Origin of the sequence: Clostridium muellerianum, from assembly GCF_012926525.1 — a bacterium.
Lineage (GTDB): Bacteria > Bacillota > Clostridia > Clostridiales > Clostridiaceae > Clostridium_AM > Clostridium_AM muellerianum.
The window spans coordinates 199,060-219,269 of sequence record NZ_JABBNI010000063.1; the positions used below are offsets into that span (position 1 = coordinate 199,060).

At 28.5% G+C, this 20,210-nt stretch carries 24 protein-coding genes; 1 reads left to right on the forward strand and 23 read right to left on the reverse strand.

Translation table 11 applies throughout. The features are described from left to right. Window positions 1-477: 477 nt before the first annotated feature. The 11 genes from HBE96_RS21765 to HBE96_RS21815 all read right to left on the reverse strand — a co-directional run bounded on the left by HBE96_RS21765 (window position 478) and on the right by HBE96_RS21815 (window position 7,929). Entirely contained in the window at window positions 478-2,052 is a 1,575-nt protein-coding gene (locus HBE96_RS21765) for a recombinase family protein (RefSeq protein ID WP_169299799.1), read from the reverse strand. Window positions 2,053-2,075: 23 nt separating this feature from the next. Next, window positions 2,076-2,627, reverse strand: coding sequence for a recombinase family protein (locus tag HBE96_RS21770; RefSeq protein ID WP_169299800.1), 552 nt, complete (start codon window positions 2,625-2,627; stop codon window positions 2,076-2,078). Window positions 2,628-2,695: 68 nt separating this feature from the next. Next, window positions 2,696-2,860, reverse strand: coding sequence for a hypothetical protein (locus HBE96_RS21775; protein ID WP_169299801.1), 165 nt, complete (start codon window positions 2,858-2,860; stop codon window positions 2,696-2,698). Window positions 2,861-2,911: 51 nt separating this feature from the next. Continuing rightward, entirely contained in the window at window positions 2,912-3,355 is a 444-nt protein-coding gene (locus HBE96_RS21780) for a hypothetical protein (protein ID WP_169299802.1), read from the reverse strand. A gap of 140 nt (window positions 3,356-3,495) precedes the next feature. Beyond that, window positions 3,496-3,933 carry an amidophosphoribosyltransferase gene (locus HBE96_RS21785; RefSeq protein ID WP_169299803.1) on the reverse strand — a complete coding sequence of 146 codons (438 nt, stop codon included), beginning with the start codon at window positions 3,931-3,933 and terminating at the stop codon, window positions 3,496-3,498. Between the two features lie 292 nt (window positions 3,934-4,225). Beyond that, complete coding sequence (locus HBE96_RS21790; protein WP_169299804.1) at window positions 4,226-5,647, reverse strand: DNA primase family protein; 1,422 nt, start codon at window positions 5,645-5,647, stop codon at window positions 4,226-4,228. Window positions 5,648-5,729: 82 nt separating this feature from the next. After that, window positions 5,730-6,443 (reverse strand): hypothetical protein, encoded by a 714-nt coding sequence (locus HBE96_RS21795; RefSeq protein ID WP_169299805.1) that lies wholly within the window; start codon window positions 6,441-6,443, stop codon window positions 5,730-5,732. Between the two features lie 514 nt (window positions 6,444-6,957). Beyond that, complete coding sequence (locus tag HBE96_RS21800; protein ID WP_169299806.1) at window positions 6,958-7,212, reverse strand: hypothetical protein; 255 nt, start codon at window positions 7,210-7,212, stop codon at window positions 6,958-6,960. A gap of 35 nt (window positions 7,213-7,247) precedes the next feature. Beyond that, the gene (locus HBE96_RS21805; RefSeq protein ID WP_029159055.1) at window positions 7,248-7,430 is read right to left on the reverse strand and encodes a hypothetical protein; all 183 of its coding nucleotides are present in this window, start codon (window positions 7,428-7,430) and stop codon (window positions 7,248-7,250) included. Window positions 7,431-7,501: 71 nt separating this feature from the next. Then, entirely contained in the window at window positions 7,502-7,666 is a 165-nt protein-coding gene (locus HBE96_RS21810; protein WP_169299807.1) for a hypothetical protein, read from the reverse strand. A 71-nt stretch (window positions 7,667-7,737) separates the two neighbouring features. Further along, the gene (locus HBE96_RS21815) at window positions 7,738-7,929 is read right to left on the reverse strand and encodes a helix-turn-helix domain-containing protein (protein WP_169299808.1); all 192 of its coding nucleotides are present in this window, start codon (window positions 7,927-7,929) and stop codon (window positions 7,738-7,740) included. A 165-nt stretch (window positions 7,930-8,094) separates the two neighbouring features. Between HBE96_RS21815 and HBE96_RS21820 the strand changes: the two genes are divergently transcribed. After that, a complete protein-coding gene (locus HBE96_RS21820) occupies window positions 8,095-8,457 on the forward strand; it encodes a helix-turn-helix domain-containing protein (protein ID WP_206155027.1) in 363 nt (120 codons plus the stop codon). Between the two features lie 26 nt (window positions 8,458-8,483). Here HBE96_RS21820 and HBE96_RS21825 read toward each other — a convergent pair whose 3' ends face one another. From HBE96_RS21825 to HBE96_RS21880, 12 genes are all read right to left on the reverse strand, one after another. Continuing rightward, the gene (locus tag HBE96_RS21825; protein ID WP_169299809.1) at window positions 8,484-8,840 is read right to left on the reverse strand and encodes a hypothetical protein; all 357 of its coding nucleotides are present in this window, start codon (window positions 8,838-8,840) and stop codon (window positions 8,484-8,486) included. Between the two features lie 20 nt (window positions 8,841-8,860). Then, window positions 8,861-9,166: a DUF960 domain-containing protein gene (locus HBE96_RS21830; protein WP_169299810.1), complete on the reverse strand. Its 306-nt coding sequence runs from the start codon at window positions 9,164-9,166 to the stop codon at window positions 8,861-8,863. 24 nt (window positions 9,167-9,190) lie between these two features. Further along, complete coding sequence (locus tag HBE96_RS21835; protein WP_169299811.1) at window positions 9,191-9,484, reverse strand: hypothetical protein; 294 nt, start codon at window positions 9,482-9,484, stop codon at window positions 9,191-9,193. A 68-nt stretch (window positions 9,485-9,552) separates the two neighbouring features. Next, entirely contained in the window at window positions 9,553-9,915 is a 363-nt protein-coding gene (locus tag HBE96_RS21840) for a hypothetical protein (RefSeq protein ID WP_169299812.1), read from the reverse strand. Between the two features lie 122 nt (window positions 9,916-10,037). Then, window positions 10,038-10,325, reverse strand: a complete 288-nt coding sequence (locus HBE96_RS21845) for a hypothetical protein (protein ID WP_169299813.1) — start codon at window positions 10,323-10,325, stop codon at window positions 10,038-10,040. 642 nt (window positions 10,326-10,967) lie between these two features. After that, window positions 10,968-13,568, reverse strand: a complete 2,601-nt coding sequence (locus tag HBE96_RS21850) for a tetratricopeptide repeat protein (protein WP_169299814.1) — start codon at window positions 13,566-13,568, stop codon at window positions 10,968-10,970. 215 nt (window positions 13,569-13,783) lie between these two features. Then, window positions 13,784-14,410: an HNH endonuclease family protein gene (locus HBE96_RS21855; RefSeq protein WP_169299815.1), complete on the reverse strand. Its 627-nt coding sequence runs from the start codon at window positions 14,408-14,410 to the stop codon at window positions 13,784-13,786. Beyond that, window positions 14,388-16,619, reverse strand: coding sequence for an AAA family ATPase (locus HBE96_RS21860; protein ID WP_169299816.1), 2,232 nt, complete (start codon window positions 16,617-16,619; stop codon window positions 14,388-14,390). The genes HBE96_RS21855 and HBE96_RS21860 overlap by 23 nt, the downstream gene beginning before the upstream one ends. Before the next feature lie 597 nt (window positions 16,620-17,216). Beyond that, window positions 17,217-18,791 (reverse strand): recombinase family protein, encoded by a 1,575-nt coding sequence (locus HBE96_RS21865; protein ID WP_169299817.1) that lies wholly within the window; start codon window positions 18,789-18,791, stop codon window positions 17,217-17,219. Window positions 18,792-18,859: 68 nt separating this feature from the next. Further along, window positions 18,860-19,048, reverse strand: a complete 189-nt coding sequence (locus tag HBE96_RS21870; RefSeq protein ID WP_169299818.1) for a hypothetical protein — start codon at window positions 19,046-19,048, stop codon at window positions 18,860-18,862. 26 nt (window positions 19,049-19,074) lie between these two features. Next, window positions 19,075-19,512, reverse strand: a complete 438-nt coding sequence (locus HBE96_RS21875; protein ID WP_169299819.1) for a hypothetical protein — start codon at window positions 19,510-19,512, stop codon at window positions 19,075-19,077. A 141-nt stretch (window positions 19,513-19,653) separates the two neighbouring features. Beyond that, window positions 19,654-20,091, reverse strand: a complete 438-nt coding sequence (locus tag HBE96_RS21880) for an amidophosphoribosyltransferase (RefSeq protein WP_169299820.1) — start codon at window positions 20,089-20,091, stop codon at window positions 19,654-19,656. Between the last annotated feature and the right edge of the window lie 119 nt (window positions 20,092-20,210).

Here is a 20,210-nt window from a genome sequence, read left to right on the forward strand (position 1 = left end):
TTTCTATATGAACTATATTATACCATAATACCTTTAATTCATCTACATTTTTTCCTAATTCATCGGTATTTTGTAAATTTATAAATTTATTTACAATATAGGTCTTCAGCTTATTTAATCAGCTTATTAATGGTTAAAAAGACTATACACTTAAAATATAATAGCCTTTTTAACTACTATTTTTTTAATATTACTTCTAGTCACTCCATTTCTTTTTAGCAACCTTGTACAACCAAACTCCAAACATTATTCCACCTGTGAAACTTAATTCTATTATCATTTTATTCCTCCTCAAACTGCCTTCTATACTCCTTAATATCTAATATCTGCTGTGTCTACAAACTGCACTGCTAAATCTACAACAACACATGCTGTAATTCCTACAACTACACCTATTCCAAAAACTAAGTATTTTATCATAACTCTCACCTCCTCTCATAGCTCTACTACACTAGAAATTTAATATTATCCCTATTCTCACGCAATATTTCTGCATATCTTAAATAGGGTTTTCTTTCTTGCGGAAGCTCGTATACTGACAACATCTTTTTCCTGCAAAAAGTTAAAAGCCACGTTGAATATTACTTCAACGCGGTCTTTATAAACGATAACCTTATGGACATAACTTTGTATGAATTTTTTACACTCGGGTATATTTCTCTCCAATACATAGCCTTTAAACATAGCAAACATATTTTTAACCTGTTCCTCTGTAATACTTGGGATATTATTTTTAACTTCTATCTCTTTAATACTAAGTTCAAGCCTTGATTTTCTCTCCTCTAGTTCCTCCATTTTAGCCTTAAATTCGCTTTGATAGAACCCATTAGTTATTGCTACTACTATGTTGTCTATCTGCTTTCTAACCTCATTTAGCTCCCTAATCATTGTTTCAGTAGATTCCTTTTCATGCTTAGATTGTTCCTCTATATGTTTATTTATTTTTTCAACTAATATTGGAACTGCCTTGTCATTTAGGATATTTTTCTCTAGCTCCGTCAAAACAAACTCTTCTACATACTCTTTTCTTATTTCCTTATTGTCACAGCCTCTTTTTTGTACCCTGCATCCACACCTATAAGACACATATTTAGGCTTGTCCTTCGGCTTTCTTCTATTGCCCTGCATTGCTGAACCGCAATGACCACAGTATATCAAGCCTGTAAGCAAATACATCTCTTTTGCCTTATTAGCTCCAGGTGCTTTTTTTCTCACAGCCATCATTTCTTTAGCCTTTTGGAAAACTTCTTTTGTTATTATAGCTGGCATTCCACCATCTTTTTTTATCATTTCGCTTTCATCCTTTGACGAATGACTGTTTCTTCTACCAAAAGCATCTTTCTTTGAACTTTTATTAAAAACATATACTCCACTGTATTTTTCATTATCCAATATACTGTATATACTATTTTTTCCAAAAGAATTACCCATCTTAGTTTTATATCCTTTATTATTACAATAGTCTATAATCTCGCTGTAACCATAACCATTAATGTACATATCAAAAATTTTCCTAACAATCTCAGCTTCTGCTTCATTAGTTACATAATTTTTATTAGCATCAACATCATACCCTAAAGGTGGTAACCCTCCTAAGTGTTTACACTGGAGAGCATTTTCCTTCATCCCTTTCATAACTTCTCTTGCTAAATTTTTAGAATAATATTCCGCCATTCCCTCTATTACAGATTCTAATATTACTGACTCAGGACTTCCATCTAAATTTTCTGTAACACTTATTAGCCTTATGCCATTAGCTTTTAACTTTCTTTTATATGAAACAGAATCATATTTATCTCTGGAAAACCTATCTAGTTTATGGACAATTACAATATCAAATATGCCTAATGCACTGTCTTTTATCATTTGTTGAAACTGAGGTCTTTTATCCGATGTAGCAGACTTAGCCCTATCAGCATATGTTTTCAATATTTCAATATTATTCTTTTTAGCGTAATCTTCTATAGCTCTTACTTGAGCATCTATAGATTCCTCCCTTTGATTATCACTGGAATACCTTGCGTATATCACTGCTTTTTTCTTCTCTGTCATACCTAACTACCTCCATCACAATACTATATCAAAATTTTTGATAATTCTTTTTTTAGTTCATCCATAATGTAGTTTTTATCTACTTCATATTTACAATTTAAACATAGCATATCTTTATTATTTTTAAGTTTATCAAACACTCTATTTATACTTCCTTCTGTTTCTTTTAATAAGCTTTTAGAATAGTATTGAGCCATTCCCTCTATTACAGATTCTAGTATTAATGATTCTGAACTTCCATCTAAATTTTCCATAACACTTAACAGTTTTGCACCATTAGCTTTTAACTTTCTTTTATATAAAATGGAATGATATTTATCTCTTGAAAACCTGTCCAACTTATGGACAATTACAACATCAAATATACCTAATGCACTATCTTTTATCATCTGCTGAAATTCAGGTATTTTATCTGCTGTAGCAGACTTAGCTCTATCAACATATATTTTTACTATTTCAATATTGTTCTTTTTAGCATAATCTTTAATTGTTCTCACTTGAGCATCTATAGATTCATCCCTTGGGTTATCACTTGAATACCTTGCATACATTGCAGCTTTTCTTATTTGTACCATAAAAGTACCTCCTCATTTATTAATAATTTATTTAGCAAATTATGTTGTTACTTATTGATTTACACACACTATTTATTCATATGGATTAACATTAAAATCTCTGCTAAAGGTTCATAAAATGTAGTATCACTATCCTCAGTAATTTTTTCAGTTTTAGTAACCTCATAAGGTTCGTATATCCTTTTATATAGTTTTTCTCTACTTATCTTTGAATTAATTAATTCTAGTATCATTTCTACCACACACCCCTAACATCATTTCAAATATATAATATATATTTAGATTTAATTTAGAATCGCTTCTGAAATTCTTATGGCCTCTTTACCAATGAATTTAAAGATACTATCTACTGGGCAGTCTCCCCCTCCCCCTAGCTGAATACCCTTAAATCCTAAACGTCTTAGTTCATAATACGTTGCTATTTCAAAGTCTCCTATCCAATATTGCTTTTCTATATCGTTGTATAATTTCCACAACTCAATAGTTACTCCTTGTTTTTTATTAGCAATTCTCTTAAAGTATTTTTTCCCTATGTGTCCTAGTGGAACTATATTAGTTATAAATGCCTTTATTAATTTATAGCTTGCCTTGTCAGCATTATCTATGAACCATTCGTAAACTGGGTTAACTGAAATCAGGAATTTTTCAAACTCAATCAAATCAGTTGGATATCTTCTTATAAGTTCCTTTTTATATCTAATACTATTAAAAGCCGCATTTGCAATCATTTTTTATACCTCCATCAATACAGTTAATCTTCTATTGTTAATTTAGTTAGAAACTTGTCATACCTTAAAAAATTTATTTTCATTGAATTTTCATTAAATTCCTAACAAGTTTCTAACTACTATTGCTATTTATTATAGTTTTATTTTATTTTTATTACTGCTACTGGATATTCCTCATTTACAAGATATTCAACTTCATTAAAGGTTATTGATGTTTTATCACTGAAATCTAATTCAAAGAGTTCACTAACTTCATTAACTAGCTCTGTGGAATATGTTATCCCTTTAGAACCGCTTCTTTTTATATTAAACGAACTATTATTGTCTGGAAGTTTTTCGCCAATAATTACGCTATCTTCAGTGAATGCTACTTGTACTTTCTCTAAATTATTAAGCTCTTCTAATAGTTCCTTGGAAAAGGTAATTCTATTTCCTGTTTTAGCCTTAACAATAGATATTACCCCAGCTTCTCCTGATGCTCTGCTTTTGCTTTTACTGGTTGATGCCACAGCTTCCTTTAAAATATCATTTATTGAACCCTCTTCATTATTAATAGTATTTGTTACTGATTTTTCCATTTTGTATTCCTCCTAAAATTTAATTATTTTTATATCAATTTAGTATTCTACTGTATTATTGATATGAGTCACTTTAGGTTAGAGTTTGGTCTAATCTAAACGTCAGCTTTTGTTGATTTCAGTAGCTTTGGTCGCATGGTTGCATCTGAACACGATTTTCTTTTATTTTTATTATTTTTTTCTTCTTATTTTTTTAGAGGAAAACTATGACCTATATGACCAAGTCGTTGATTTACATAGCTTTCCTACGTCCAAACTACGACCAAGTTATGACCAAACTGTGACCAAGTTATTATGGATTATTAAGTTCATCATCTATTGAAAATATAAATTTATTATTAAGATTTATACCTGTCATTGCTCTATATTCACCAACTACTTTAATTCCAGTGTGATATCTAAAAGTATTGGAACGACTTGAGCTAAACTTATAACCCTTCTTCTTAGCAACAGCCTCAAACTCTCTCCAAAACTTTTGCAAACTCATTTGAGCATAGTGTTTCTCAATTCCATTTGCAACAGCCCAACTTTTAAAAGAGTTGTACACAATTTTGTTATCTTCTCTATAACTTGTATCTTCTATAGGAACAATACAATCCTCAAAGAATTGAACCATAGGTTTCTGCTCTATTTGATAGCCTTTTACCATCTCATCCATACTTTTACATTGAGAAAATTTATAGTCATTTTGTCGTAACCTTTTTAATCCTTCCATAGCCCAAAGGAATATTCCTGGGAGCTCTTCTTTTAGCTTTTCTCTTAGTTGGTTATCTCTTTTTTTTCCACTAAAGTTAGCATTAAAGGCTAATATAGATAATCTTCTAAAATAACCATAGCTCGTATCCCTAGTATTGGGCAGATTATTCATAGTCATTATTAGCTTAGCAGTAGATTTAAAGCTAAAAACAGGCTTGTTTTTTTCTTCTGCACTTATAGTATCTTCACCAACTATAGCTTTAAAGTATTGAGTATTGAAGCTTTTACCGTTCATTTCATTTTCTCCGCTTATATTAGCAGTTTTATTGTAAAGTCTTACTCTTGAAAATGGTCTACTTAACTCATTTAGCGGTATATTGGAAATATTATCTTCTCCAATCAACTGACTAAGAGTATCAACAAAGACACCTTTACCATTTTCGCCTTCTCCCAAAAGTATTAGAGCCTTTTGCGCATTAGTAGCTGTTGTTAGAATGTATCCAGCCCATTCCTGTGCAACCATTATACGTTCTTCATCTTCATCAAATACTTGTTTCAGAAACTTCTTAAATCTAGGGCAAACTGCATCAATTATATATTCTATTGGTATGCGAATTGTACTATAATACCTATAGTCATGAGGTTTCAGCTCAAAACTTTCAGTATCAAACATACCATTTACTAGATTTATTAGATTCTTATTAGAATTTAATTCACCATCATAATAAAGCTCTCTTTCCATACCAACCATATAATCTTTTTCAATGCTTGGTGTCCATATACCGAATTTTGGTTCTTGGAATATATCTCTTAACTCTTTTAAAAGCCTACCATCATCCTGTATTTCCCAAATACCATTATTATAAACATAGTAAGACTTGTCTTTTGCTGATATTATTTGATAATTATTTTTAATATATTTAGGAAAATAGTTAGGATTCCAGTTGCAAACATCTTGATGTTTATTAAGTTGCACTCCTCTTTTTTTTAATTCTTCAAACCTGTCAAATTGATTCATCTACAAATCCTCCATCTTTACTTTTTATTGACGGAGTCCCTTTTTGTGATGGACTCCGTTTAATATTAAATTACAAAACTTTTTAGCAATCTTTATATATCTCAGCATTTATATTAACTATTCTTGGGAAAACATCTCCATTATCCATTAAAATGTGTTTAACCTCACACAATCCTTTAATTTTCAAAAGTTCTCTAAGGTTTATTTTTCCCATCGGCGGTCTACCTGTTAAGTCCTTATATATTTGATAGAATCTGGACTTAGAACTACTCGATATATTATACTTTTGCTTTAAATCAAACTCTATTTCTTGTCCACTTATTATTCTGCTAATATGGAATTCAATCATTAACTTATCTTTAGCACCATATATTGTTGCTACTTGTTTATCAAGTCCAAGATTTTTAACATAAAATTTATAATTACCTTCATCTATTGGCATCTCTTGTTTAATCTCTATTTCTAAACCTGTAATCGGAGTAGATGTCCCCCTCAACTCCTCATTGTTAAAAAATGAATCAATCTCACTATTACTTCTATATTCCTTCATTACATTGTCCAAAGCGCTTTCTACCTTTTCAATTACTTGATTTTCAGGTTTTTTACTATCACTAAATATAGATGTCGATTTCGCTATTGTCTCGTCTTGTTTTATAACATTTTCTTTTACTGTAACACCCTCCTCATTTGAATTGATAATTGAATTATTAACTTCATTCATAGTTTTCATTTCCTCCTCTTTATTGATATCATTTTTTTGAATAGATTCTTGTTTCTTCACCTTTTTTAAAGCCATTTTTTATCCCCCTGGTTTTCATTTCAAAATTGTTATTTTTTATGTTGAAATATTATCATGGATAAAAAAAATATTCAGCTTTCATTTTCATTCATTTTCATATGTAAGAAATAAAAACTTTTTCCGACAAATTCGATTAGTCTATAATTACAAATGATTTAAAAAAATGTGTTATTGGAAATTAGTCAATTTAAATTATTCTTTTCTTGCTTTAATTTTCATATAATTGCTCTATTTTTCATTTTTTCTACCTACCATTGCCGTCGGATAATTCAAATATGCTTACGCCCTAATGATATTGGATTGATATTTTTTTGGATTTCTTCTTTCTTATCAATATTTCTATTTAAAAATTTTTACTCACATCAACAAAACAACAACTTATTCTATCTCTGGTGAATATCTCAAAAATAATAATTTTTCATTTTTGAACTTTAGTCCATTTATAAACAAAAAAGAAACATTGATACCTTATTAAATTAAGACATCAATGTTTCTAATTAATATTTATACTTTAATATCTTCTTTTCTTCAAAAGATACCCTGCTGATATTTTCATGTCACCAGAGCTTGTTCGATATATTCTTTTTAACTCATCATCACTTTTGTTATCCATACTATGAGCTAATCTTAATATACGGTTATTATCTTTCGCTCTCTTATCTGCTTCATTATTTAAAAAATCCAGAACCTTTTTTGAAAGCTTAACATCATTGTCATCAACAAATTCTCTCGCTATCAAATCTTTTAATTTTTTAAGTAACCCCAAATTTTCACCTCCCTTTTATCCAAACACAACTTTATCTATTCATCTACCTTTCCCGTACCATGACATTCTGGACATGGTATTTTGCCAGTACCACCGCAAGCTGGACATGACCCTTGTATTGTTACATTACTATGGTCATATGTACCATACGTCATTCCGTAGTCCTCACATTTAACTATCTTTTTACCTCTACATACTGGGCATATTTCTTTAGCCATATTATTACCTCTTTCTTTGTTTTATTTAAAATATAAATTAATTTATATATTTCATCTTCCATAATTCTTAACTATCTCTTAAGCATCTTATAGACACTTCCTATTACAAGAGCTGGTATACCAAATATAACAAAAATCCTTAAAAATATAAGACCTAAATAACCTACCAAACTTCCTATAAACATTACTAACCAAACAACTCCAAATATTAATAGTAAGCTAAATACAAGTTTCATCTTTACTCCTCCTATAGCAATTTTATTCATTTACATAATAGTGAAATACAACTTTTTCACTAATCTATTTTCTACAAAAATACCTTAATATCAATTTCTAATGCCCTTGCTATCTTGTCCAATGTTTTCAAAGACGGACTCGAACGGTTTATTTCTATATCTGACAGGAATGTATTGGAAATACCTGCCTTTTTAGCTAGTTCATATTGCTTTAATCTTTTCTTAAGCCTCTCACATTTTATTTTTTCACCTATATTATCCAAAACTACCACCCCACAATATTTATTATACGGTAATTACGTAAAAATACAATATTTTTTACGTAATTTATATAGCATTTTGCTTTTTTATCAAGCAATTTTACAAACTGCTTGAATTTGTTTATACTAAAACTACTACGTTATTTACGGAAATTTTAGGAGGTTATTATGGGATTAGGAGAAAAGCTCAAAGCTATCAGAAAAGCTAAAGGTATATCATTACAAAATCTGTCGGATGCTACTGTTAATGTGTCAGAAACCAGAATATCTATATCATTTTTAAGTGATATTGAAAACGGAAGAAGTAATCCTTCAATAGATAGGCTAAAGATTATTGCTAAAGCCTTAAATACATCAGTTTCGTATTTCATTGAAGATTCAGAAACTACCTTATTTGGTGGGGCTATTGAAGATACAGAATTTATTCCTGTGATTGAACTGCTTAGAGATTTTAAAGATTGGAACGTAGAAGATAAGAAAGAATTACTTTACTATTTAAAGGCTAAAAAGACTATTAGGGATAATAAGTAGAAAATTTAATTTGTGTGAAAGGCTTATTACTTTAGATATGCATAGATGTAACTATAAGCGTCTTTAACTGGTATTAGCTTAACAGAATAATTATAGTAATCTAATGAAATAGTGAAAATTTGCTCCATTTCGTAGCCTGTACCCTTGCAGTATTTCCGTACCCTCTCAAAGCTTGAAAGAAGCTCAAATTGGAGGTAGTTCAGCTCCTGCTGTAGTTTCTTTAGGTCAATTTTCCAGCCTGTTTTTAGCTCCATTAGAAGCTTTGTAGGATTCCATTGGTTGCAAAGATTGCCTTTACTTCCAGCCCAATCAATTCTCATGTTTCCTAATCTTTTTTCTTCATCAAGTTCAAATGTTATACCTCTTACTAAATCTTTGTCCATTATTGTTCCTCCATCATTTTTTAATATTCTTCTGCTAATAGCATAGTTGAATGAGTATTATCATCTATTACAAATATCTTTGCCGATACCACTCCTTCAGGTAGTATTTTATAAGTCTTTTCGTATTTAGGCACTTCCTGCCTATGCTCTATTTTTTGCATTGCTATATCATCAACTATTTCTCTTTTCAATTCAAATACTTGCAAGTAATCCAGCTGTTTACCTTGCCCCTTTAATTCATCTATGCAGTTCCATATGAATAGTTGTAACTCTAATGGTATTTCATTTTTTATTCCTCTAGTTATATACCTTGTATTGTCAAACATTTTTTAACACCATCCTTTAATAACTTATTTTGCATTAAATATTTCACTTAAACTTTTTATAAATTCCTTTGAAAATACTGATTTATCTATTGCCGCCTTTATTAACTGTATTAATTCTTCTTCTGTTACATCCAATGACCTTGGTATATAAGTTTGCTCTGACCTTACAGTATCCTTGTATAATGAGAATCTTATTTCTTCTCTATTTTTTTCTTTAATAAATATTTTCTCAATGCAATATGTGTAATCATCATCCTCTATCTTTCCTTGATTAAGTATTTTGCAATATTTAGTTTCCTTTATTACTTTTTCTGCCATAAGTACCTCCTACAAATTTTTGCAAATAGTAAAGCCTTAATTACCGCTGTATTGGCAATTAAGGCTCTTTAGTCAATAATATGATTTTTTAAGTTTTGTGGTAATAACTCCATTGGAATTATTAGTGATATAGCATACTCATTGTTACATAATATCAATGAGTTAGTATAATCCTTATCATTGGTGCATACTATTTTATCTACATATTCTGGTATAATACTGTCACAATCAATGTAAATCTTATCTTTTATTACTTGAAAATCTTCTTCTTTTTCTACAACTACAACATATCCTCCATCATCTTCGTACTTGTCTCTATTAGCTCCATACTCTGAATCTAGTACCTGTAGTATCCCTCCAATGACCTTTTGTACCTCCTCTGGTATTGATTTTACCTTATCCATGTCCACTAAATAAGCTAATTCTATCATTAATATTTCCTCCTCAAAAATAAAAATATCTTACCTATATACAGTAAGATTCTCATTATAATAATATATATTTATCTTCATCTTTATTACATACTAATGCTAATTTCCCTAATAATTAGCCATTATTTACTCCTATCACTAAGCTTGAATTCCCTCATAAGCAATCCTATCATCTTCATTACTCTTGAAAAATCACTGCGTCCGTTTTTATCTTTTTCCACTAATAAATGTGCAGGATTAATATACTTAATTCTGCCGTTATATTGCATTAGTATATAAACAGCTAATCTTTTATTACCATCCCTATACCAATCTACATAGCCATATCTAACTAAATAGATTGCTTTTTCATCATTAGACGATGGTACTTTATATTCTTTTAGTACTTCACAATATACTTTTTCTTTCATAACTTCTTACTGCTCCTTATTATTTACTTATTATCGTCTTCATAAATTAAATTTACTTCTCCACTTAATAATGCTGAATTTCCATAAAACTTCATTGTTCTGTTTTCATTTATAATATATTACATTTATTTACTAGCTTCACTTACATTCTTTTAATAAGTATATATAAATTATTTATATATTTTGAGGTTTATTTTGATATAAAATTACATTTTCTTTCTTAATAGAATTTCGTGAAGTCCTTAGTTCAAAATGCTACAATTGAATAATCATTAGATAATATAAAAAGTGATGAATAGTAATCAATACCATCATCACTCTTTATATTACCTGTATACTCTCAAAATAATTCTTTTATACTACTAACTTTTTCTTCTTCTGATTCCAATATTACAATGTACACTTCTAGTCCTTCTATCGTTCTATTATTTTCATAATTAGCATCTATTAATATTATTACTTCTTCTACCTCTTTCTTTTAACATTCTCTTTGAGTGTTTCAATTCTAGTTGTTCTTTTTTGTATAATTTCAACATTCTTATCCTTGCAAAAGCAAAGAGGAATACTCAAAGCTTTTAGCTCTAGTTTTCCTCCATCTTATTATTCTATGCCTATTGTATATATATTTATTAAATGCTATATTCAAATTTTTTGAATATCACATGCTCCAATTCCTTTAAATCCGTCATAAGTTCTAAATTTAACATAATCCCCAATTAAAATTCCACTATATGCATTATTTACTTTAAAATAAATACTTTTATTATTCTTATTAGCTATAAATCCATAATAATCTCTAATATAAACTACCACACCTTTATTGTTATCTTCAATATTATTAGCATCATATGAATAGTTGTGAATATATTTCTTTATTGTTTTATACAATTCACTTGGTATTTCTTGCTTATGCCCATCTATAATTTCTACAATCTTTTTTATATTATTATGATTTAATGACCTTAATTGATTTGAATATTTCATTAAAATCTCATTCATATATTCCATGGCTTCATTATAGAAAAATAAATACGCTATATCTTTTAATATATTAGTTATTACAACCAATGTTTTTTTATCCACTTGTTCCAATTGTTCTATTTCCCTCATAGCATCTTTATAGTATAGTAATTTATTCCTATAATCTCTTGTCTCAAGTTTTTCTGCTTTTCTTCTATATAATTCTCCACATCTACATGAATAAATATTTAAATCTTTTAAACTAAATTCTTTCTTTACATCTTTTAAGTTAATTAAAATTTCTTCTGCAGAATCATAATTTCCAATCATCATTAAAATTCTTGATTTTTCTAATTGCAATTGGTATGAGCTACTATCTAATTGTAATGCTTCATCAATACACTTTAATGCTTCATCATAATTTGCTAACTTTATTGTATAAAATACTGCAAATAAATATAATACAATTGCTTTTTCTTTATCTGTTTCTGTCTTTAATAATGCTGTTTTATAATTATTTATAGCTAAAAATCCTTCACCTTTTTCTGCCATTATAAATGCTCGTATTTTATATATTTCAAAATATTCAGGTGAAATTATTTGAGCTTTATCTATTTCAGCAAATGCATAATCCCATTTTCCTTTGGAACTGTATTCCAATGAGTTTATTAAATAATATGAGGCTAATCGTCTATTCTCATCATCAGTATTTGCAAAAATCGCTTTAGGACTGTATGCATCATTTTCACATCTTATTCTAACTTCTTGCAAAATTTCATTTAGCTTTTTTCTCTTTGAAAATACTTTTTTTACTATTAAATTTGAAGGAGAAAAATATAAGGTAAGATAATCTCTAGCCATGTCATTTAGATGATATTTGCCAGCTTTTAATGTTATCATATTTGTTCCTATTAGCTCATTAATTGATTTTTTCAAATTAATTTCATCTGTCTCCATAAAAAAATCTATTGCACCGAGAGTTAAAGACTTATCTTCAATTAAAAATATTTGCAATATTTCCTTTGAAACATCACTTAACTTGTTATATACATTTGACATACAAAACTCAATTAATTTTTCTTTTTGGCACAATAATTGTTGCTCTGTTACACCATTATATATACCTGACATAAACCATTTTATTGATAAAGGATTATTGTATAATTTATTTTTAGTTAGTTCAGCTATTTCATCATCTGACCTCTTATGCATATCTAACCCATAATACTGTGATAACTCTCTAAAATATGTAATTGAATCCTTTTTACACATACCTTCAAGTTTATATCTATATTCTAATTCTCCTATACCTAATCTTGATGTTATCAATACTTTTGATTTTTCAGGAATATCTTTAAAAAACTGATTCATTTCTTCTGTATTTATAGTTTCTAAATTATCTAGAACAAGCAATACAGGGAAGTTCTCCATAAACTGTAATATGTTTTCTTTGGGTGAAAATTTATCAGAAACAACAGTTCCTTTACAAAGATTTTTATAAACATCTTCTACATCTATAATTGCATCTTTTATTTCTATAAATTCTCCCTTAGACAATGTTTTAGTTTTTAGTGAAATCCAAATTATAGCTTCAAACCTATTTGAATTATTTTCAATTAGCTCATATAATGCTTTTACTACAATTGCAGTTTTTCCAATTCCACCATTACCTATTATTGATATAATCTGATTCTTCTTATTATTTATTAATTTAATTATCTCTTCTACATCCTTTTTTCTACCTATATATCCTGTGTCATCAAACTCAGGTTCAGGTAAATTATGTAGAATTTTGCTATCGTAGTCTATTTGTCTATTATATTCATTAATTAAAAGCTTGCTTGGGTCTTCATCTAATGTTATCTTTACATGTTGAACTTCCTTCCAATTTATCCAATCTATTTCTCTATTTAAAGTATTCATCACTTCAATTAATATTGCCTTGTCCCCTAATTCTAAAGGCTTAGTGTGCATAACCCTATTCCTTATTGGAATTATTTTGAAGAAATATTCCTTAAGTTTTTTAGATTTATCATTATTTATAGAATATTTCATAGGCTTTTCTGAAATTATATTAACATAGTCCCCTAAATCTAGATAATTTAGTATTTCTTCATTTTTTTCAATTTTTTTAGTGTTTTTACTTCTTAATTCACACTTTTCAATCATTTTGGGAGTAAAATCTATTTCCATTGTTTTTCCTAATATAAAGTTTTTCAAGTCATATTCTATTGCAGTACAAATTGAAAACATTACTATTCTATTACTCAAATTCAATTTCATATATAACCCTCCTAAGGATTATTATACCATAAGGAATATAAAATCAGTAGTATTTTATATTTTAGTAAATTTATTCCTAACTTATGATACAATTCATCTTACATAATTCTAAAATCATATAAAATGTAAAAAACCGCATTGGATTTCTCCAATACGGTCATTATGTATCGTGGGTTTCAATGGTGGAGGCGAAGCACGGTGGGCGAAACCCACTACTATATAAACTTCATCGCTTCCTCTAATAATTTGGCATAGTGTTCAGGCAACTTAGCTTTCAAGTATCTTGTCGAACATTCCTCAGCTCTAGCCTCTGACTGCTCAATGGTATCTAACCCAAAAAGGCTGATTGATAACGTAGCTTCAGTTGATTTAGCTTTTATTAAGATAGCCTCCTTAGTATTTACCCAAGAATAATGTTCATCAGGGTTGTCAAAGTATGGATGAACTATTTTAAATTCACATTTTTCATAATTACTATTTTTCAATTTGATTGTATCAAAAGTTCCTTTTTTCAAAATACTATTGCAATAATGGCATGCAAAGGCTAAATTTCTCTCTGTAAACATAAACTCTGGATGCAATACTGTTCCATTTCTCAATTTTCCCTTAGGCGCAATATGCTCTATTTCTGAATTACTAGTTCTTTCTAATGATAAACCACAATATGCACATTTCCCATTTTGATTTGACTTTAATTGTATTCTAATATTTTTTTTAAGAGATGTCATTTTATCATTGACTATATTCCATTTTTTGCCTTCAAATGGTTTTAATGTATTAATATAATCAACTTCATCTTTAGAATAAACTATACAATTTTCAATCTTTGGTATGAAGCTCATTTAAATAATCCTCAACTTGTGAAATTATGTTTTTTAGTGGGTCTTCATCTCTTAAAGTTAGCCTTTTTAGCTTTACTAATATATCATTAATTAAATTGTAATTCTTAGAATCTGAAGAAATCAATTTCAAAACTTTTAATAAATCAGCTTCTAAATAATAATTTCTTACTGTCTTCATATGGAATATATTATATAAAATATTTTCTGCTGACCATCCAAAGGTTTCACTATCTTCATTTTCCACAATAAATCTTCCATTATTATCAATATCAAATCTTATTATGCTTGACTGCCTAGGTGGCAAATCGGAAATAATAAAATGAGAATGTGTTGCAATTATAAAATGAGAATTATAATGACTAAAGATGTCATTAAGTACAGCAATAAATTTATATTGCCAATTAGGATGTAAACTTATTTCTGGTTCATCAATTAAAATTAATGAATTCTTTTTAATATAAGTTAATATGTTAATCATAGTAAATAAAAAATGATTTTCTCCTGAGCTAGCAGACTCAACATTATAGAAATTATTTTTTTTAATTTCAATCGTAGGCATATGTAATATATTTAGCTTTAGTAGCTCATAAACCAATTCTATTTCATTATATGTTTCTAATTGCTCTTCTTGTCCCATAAATAATTGATATGAAACACCAAATGTTGTATTTTTGGAATTTTGTACTTGAAATCCCATACTTATTATCTTATTCAAATAGTCTATATAAATTTCTATCTCATCTGGCAATATTTCAGCACTTTTTTTCCCTAATTTCTCTCTAACATCATTTTCTTTTAGCCCATTAACGCTAATGAATTCAGAATTTATTTGAAAATTTATTTTTATTTCATTATTCAATTCTAGATATTTAAGAATACTTTTAAAACCTTTTCTAAATTCTAATTTTCTAACTGACTTGATAATATTTAACACTAATCTCTTACTAATTGTGGTAGTATGTGATGCATTAGTAGCATCTCTTACTCCTAAATATTCGTAAAACTGGTTTTCTTCATCATAATCTGGATTATTAAAACTTTGAAAAGAAAACTTATCGTTTATCATATACGAAGAAGCTAGAAGCTTGGTAGGAATCTCTACTTGACTAATTGATATATTATTATTATCAAATTTAAATAAGTTTTCTGAGTTCTTCCTTAAAACTTCAAATAAATTATTACCTTTCATATATTTTAAGTTAAAGTCAAATTCAAAAATATCCTTGTTATTATACTTTAAGAAATATAACCCTTGAAATATTCTTTCTATTGCCCTTAAAGCTTGTGTTTTGCCAGTACCATTTTTTCCTATGAATATTGAATACATCGACCTATCTTTCATATAGTTATTTAAATCATGTTTAATTAAACTTCCATTCAAAAAACCACTACTTATATCTAATGAAACAAGCTTAAACCCATCATCCTGATTGTCAATCTTAACATACTTGGAAATTTCATTAAATATATTTTGATTTCTCAATATGTACTTACTTGCATACTGATTCTTTTTTAAATTTCCATATTTAAATCTTGAGGATACCCTATCGTTAAAGTACTCATAATTTACTGTAAGATACCAACCTATTTCATATATCTTATATATCTTTTTATTTTTCATTTCATTTATTATTTTTATTATTACATTGATATCAGGTTCATTATCATACCTATTTAGTTCCTCAATGTTAATGATATTCTCATGTAATAAACTATATAAAAATTGTGATGCATTTAAGAATTTAATCTCTTTCTCTTCAAATATATAATCATTTATATAGTTAATTAATTTAGACAGAAAATAAATTGAGCTATTACTAATATCTTGAGGTACATAGAAATTAGAATTTTTAGATAGCTGTGTCCACAATGAATCTAATTCAGAACTAATATCCTTAAGCCTATAACAGTCATGTTCCATTTTATTTATTTTATTAATAATAATAACATCTTCATTTAAGTTATCAAAATTAATTCTCAATGTAATCTTTGCTATACCTATCTTTTTATAATAAATATTAGCTCTAAATTCTTTTATATTCTTATTAATATATGTGTACGTAGAATGCTTACTTCCAACAGAAAAATTATTGTTTTCTAGCCATTCAAATAATTCATTGAACACCTTTAATCTTTCTATATATTCCACACCTATTTTCCATGAGATATAATCTTCAATAGATTGCTTCCATTCACTAGTCTTTATCAAGATATTCTCACCACCTTAAATGTAACTTATTTAACATTTTTTAATTCTAGTTACTAAAAAATATACATTATATTATACATATCCTTATTCTACAAAATATAATAATTTCCTCCTAATACTCCCAATATTTTTCACACTTATCGCTAAACTTTAGTTTTACTATATGTATTTTCTTTCTCTTAAATTTATATGCTAACATTTATAAAGCTAGTAAATAAATTTGACTAAACACACCTTTAGCGTATTTAATAAAAATTTAAAAGACTATGCACAAAATATCATAGTCTTTTTAACTACTTCCTTTTTAATAATGCTCTTAATCACTCCATTTCTTTTTAGCAACCTTGTACAACCAAACTCCAAACATTACTCCACCTGTAAAACTTAATTCTATTAACATTTTATTCCTCCTTGAACTACCTTCTATACTGCTTAATATCTAATATCTGCTGTGTCTACAAACTGTACAGCTAAATCTACAACAACACATGTGGTAATTCCTACAACTACACCTATTCCAAAAACTAAGTATTTTATCATAGTTCTCACCTCCTTTCATAGCTCTACTTCACTAGAAATTTAATCTTACCCATATTATTATGCAATGCTTCTGCATATCTTAAATAAGGTTTTCTTTCTAGCGGAGGCTCTTATACTAACAACCTCTTTTTCCTGCAAAAAGCTAAAGACCACGTTGAATATTACTTCAACGTGGTCTTTATAAACTATAACCTTATGAACATAATTTTGTATGAACTTTTTACACTCTGGTATATTTCTTTCTAGTACATAACCTTTAAACATAGCAAACATGTTTTTAACCTGTTCCTCTGTAATGCTTGGAATATTATTTTTAACTTCTAGCTCTTTAATGCTAAGTTCAAGCTTTGATTTTCTTTCCTCTAGTTCCTCCATTTTAGCCTTAAACTCGCTTTGGCAAAACCCATTAGTTATTGCTACCACTATGTTATCTATCTGCTTTTTAACCTCGCTTAGTTCCCTAAGCATTATTCCAGCAGATTCCTTTTCATGCTTAGATTGCTCCTCTATGTGCTTATTTATTCTTTCAACTAATATTGGAACTGCCTTGTCATTTAGAATATTTTTCTCCAGCTCCGTCAAAACAAATTCTTCTATATACTCTTTTCTTATTTCCTTATTGTCACAGCCTCTTTTTTGAACCCTGCATCCACACCTATAAGACACATATTTAGGCTTGTCCTTCGGCTTTCTTCTATTACCCTGCATTGCTGAACCGCAATGACCACAATATATTAAGCCTGTGAGCAAATACATCTCTTTTGCCTTATTAGCTCCAGGTGCTTTTTTTCTTGCAGCCATCATTTCTTTAGCCTTTTGAAAAACTTCTTTTGTTATTATAGCTGGCATTCCACCATCTCTTTTTATTATTTCACTTTCATCCTTTGGTGAATGACTATTTCTCCTACCAAAAGCATCTTTCTTTGAACTCTTATTAAAAACATATACTCCGCTATATTTTTCATTATCCAATATACTGTATATGCTATTTTTCCCGAAAGAATTACCCATCTTAGTTTTATATCCTTTATTATTACAATAGTCTATAATCTCACTGTAACCATAACCATTAATGTACATATCAAAAATTTTCCTAACAATTTCAGCTTCTGCTTCATTAGTTACATAATTTTTATTAGCATCAACATCATACCCCAAGGGTGGTAACCCTCCCAAGTGTTTACACTGGAGAGCATTTTCCTTCATCCCTTTCATAACTTCTCTTGCTAAATTTTTAGAATAATATTCAGCCATTCCCTCTATTACAGATTCTAATATTACTGACTCAGGACTTCCATCTAAATTTTCTGTAACACTTATTAGCCTTATTCCATTAGCTTTTAACTTTCTTTTATATGAAACAGAATCATATTTATCTCTCGAAAACCTATCCAATTTATGAACAATTACAACATCAAACATACCCAATGCACTGTCTTTTATCATTTGTTGGAATTGAGGTCTTTTGTCTGATGTAGCTGACTTAGCTTTATCTTCATATATCTTTACTATTTCAATATTATTTTTCTTAGTATACTCTTTTATAGCTCTTACTTGGGCGATTATAGATTCTTCTCGTTGGTTATCACTTGAATATCTTGCATATATTACTGCTCTTATCTGCTCCTGCATAACTAATTACCTCCCTTTATTAATAATTTATTGAATGAAATATGTTATTACTTATTGATTTACACATACTATTTATTCATATGGATTAACGTTAAAATCTCTGCTAAAGGTTCATAAAATGCAGTATCACTACCTTCTGTAATTTTTTCAGTTTTAACAACCTCATAAGGTTCATATATCCTTTTGTATAATTTTTCTCTGCTTATTTTGGAATTAATCAATTCTAGTACCATTTCACCACACACCCCTAACATCATTTCAGTTATATAATATATATTTAAATTTACTTTCGAACCGCTTCTAAAATTCTTATGGCATCTTTACCAATGAATTTAAATATACTATCTATTGGGCAATCTCCCCCTAGCTGAATACCTTTAAATCCTAAACTTATTAGTTCAGAATACTTTGCTATTTCAAGGTTTCCTATCCAGTATTGCTTTTCTATATTGTTGTATAATTTCCACAACTCAACAGTTGCTCCCTGTTTTTTATTAGCAATTATCTTAAAGTATTTTTTCCCTAAATACCCTAATGGAACTATATTTGTTATAAATGCTTTTATTAATTTGTAGCTTGCCTTCTCAGCATTACCTATGAACCACTCATAAACTGGATTAACTGAAATTAGGACTTTTTCAAACTCAATCAAATCAGTTGGATATCTTCTTACAAGTTCCTTTTTATATCTAATACTATTAAAACCCGCATTTGCAATCATTTTTTATACCTCCATCAACATATCTAATCTTCCACCATTAACGTAGCTAGAAACTTGTCATATTTTAAAAAAATTTATATTTATTGAATTCTTAATAAATTTCCGACAAGTTTCTAACTACTATTGCCATTTATTATAGTTTTATTTTATTTTTATCACTGCTACTGGGCATTCCTCATTTACGAGGTATTCAACTTCATTAAAGGTTATTGAGGTTTTATCACTGAAATCTAATTCAAACAGTTCACTAACTTCATTAACTAGCTCTGTGGAATATATTATCCCTTTAGAACCACTTCTTTTTATATTAAAAGAACTCTGGTTATTGGGAAGCTTTTCGCCAATAATTATGCTATCTTCAGTGAATGCTACTTGCACCTTTTCTAAATTATTAAGCTCTTCTAATAGCTCCTTAGAAAATATAATTCTATTTCCTGTTTTAGCTTTAATAATGGATATTACCCCAGCTTCTCCTGCTGCTCTGCTTCTACTCTTACTGGTTGATGCCACAGCTCCTTTTAAAATATCATTTACTGAACCTTCTTCATTATTAATAGTATTTACTACTGATTTTTCCATTTTATATTCCTCCTAAAATTTAATTAATTTAGTATTATACCGTATTATTGATGTGGGTCACTTTAGGTCAGAGTTTGGTCTAATCCAAACGTCAGCTTTTGTTGATTTCAGTAGGCTTG

Excerpts from the sequence above, each read along its gene's own strand:
- HBE96_RS21765 (WP_169299799.1), bottom strand. The coding sequence starts at position 2,052 with ATGACAGAGAAGAAAAAAGCAGTGATATACGCAAGGTATTCCAGTGAT.
- HBE96_RS21770 (WP_169299800.1), bottom strand. The coding sequence starts at position 2,627 with ATGGTACAAATAAGAAAAGCTGCAATGTATGCAAGGTATTCAAGTGAT.
- HBE96_RS21775 (WP_169299801.1), bottom strand. The coding sequence starts at position 2,860 with ATGATACTAGAATTAATTAATTCAAAGATAAGTAGAGAAAAACTATAT.
- HBE96_RS21780 (WP_169299802.1), bottom strand. The coding sequence starts at position 3,355 with ATGATTGCAAATGCGGCTTTTAATAGTATTAGATATAAAAAGGAACTT.
- HBE96_RS21785 (WP_169299803.1), bottom strand. The coding sequence starts at position 3,933 with ATGGAAAAATCAGTAACAAATACTATTAATAATGAAGAGGGTTCAATA.
- HBE96_RS21790 (WP_169299804.1), bottom strand. The coding sequence starts at position 5,647 with ATGAATCAATTTGACAGGTTTGAAGAATTAAAAAAAAGAGGAGTGCAA.
- HBE96_RS21795 (WP_169299805.1), bottom strand. The coding sequence starts at position 6,443 with ATGGCTTTAAAAAAGGTGAAGAAACAAGAATCTATTCAAAAAAATGAT.
- HBE96_RS21805 (WP_029159055.1), bottom strand. The coding sequence starts at position 7,430 with ATGGCTAAAGAAATATGCCCAGTATGTAGAGGTAAAAAGATAGTTAAA.
- HBE96_RS21810 (WP_169299807.1), bottom strand. The coding sequence starts at position 7,666 with ATGAAACTTGTATTTAGCTTACTATTAATATTTGGAGTTGTTTGGTTA.
- HBE96_RS21820 (WP_206155027.1), top strand. The coding sequence starts at position 8,095 with ATGGGATTAGGAGAAAAGCTCAAAGCTATCAGAAAAGCTAAAGGTATA.
- HBE96_RS21825 (WP_169299809.1), bottom strand. The coding sequence starts at position 8,840 with ATGGACAAAGATTTAGTAAGAGGTATAACATTTGAACTTGATGAAGAA.
- HBE96_RS21830 (WP_169299810.1), bottom strand. The coding sequence starts at position 9,166 with ATGTTTGACAATACAAGGTATATAACTAGAGGAATAAAAAATGAAATA.
- HBE96_RS21835 (WP_169299811.1), bottom strand. The coding sequence starts at position 9,484 with ATGGCAGAAAAAGTAATAAAGGAAACTAAATATTGCAAAATACTTAAT.
- HBE96_RS21840 (WP_169299812.1), bottom strand. The coding sequence starts at position 9,915 with ATGATAGAATTAGCTTATTTAGTGGACATGGATAAGGTAAAATCAATA.
- HBE96_RS21845 (WP_169299813.1), bottom strand. The coding sequence starts at position 10,325 with ATGAAAGAAAAAGTATATTGTGAAGTACTAAAAGAATATAAAGTACCA.
- HBE96_RS21850 (WP_169299814.1), bottom strand. The coding sequence starts at position 13,568 with ATGAAATTGAATTTGAGTAATAGAATAGTAATGTTTTCAATTTGTACT.
- HBE96_RS21855 (WP_169299815.1), bottom strand. The coding sequence starts at position 14,410 with ATGAGCTTCATACCAAAGATTGAAAATTGTATAGTTTATTCTAAAGAT.
- HBE96_RS21865 (WP_169299817.1), bottom strand. The coding sequence starts at position 18,791 with ATGCAGGAGCAGATAAGAGCAGTAATATATGCAAGATATTCAAGTGAT.
- HBE96_RS21870 (WP_169299818.1), bottom strand. The coding sequence starts at position 19,048 with ATGATGTTAGGGGTGTGTGGTGAAATGGTACTAGAATTGATTAATTCC.
- HBE96_RS21875 (WP_169299819.1), bottom strand. The coding sequence starts at position 19,512 with ATGATTGCAAATGCGGGTTTTAATAGTATTAGATATAAAAAGGAACTT.
- HBE96_RS21880 (WP_169299820.1), bottom strand. The coding sequence starts at position 20,091 with ATGGAAAAATCAGTAGTAAATACTATTAATAATGAAGAAGGTTCAGTA.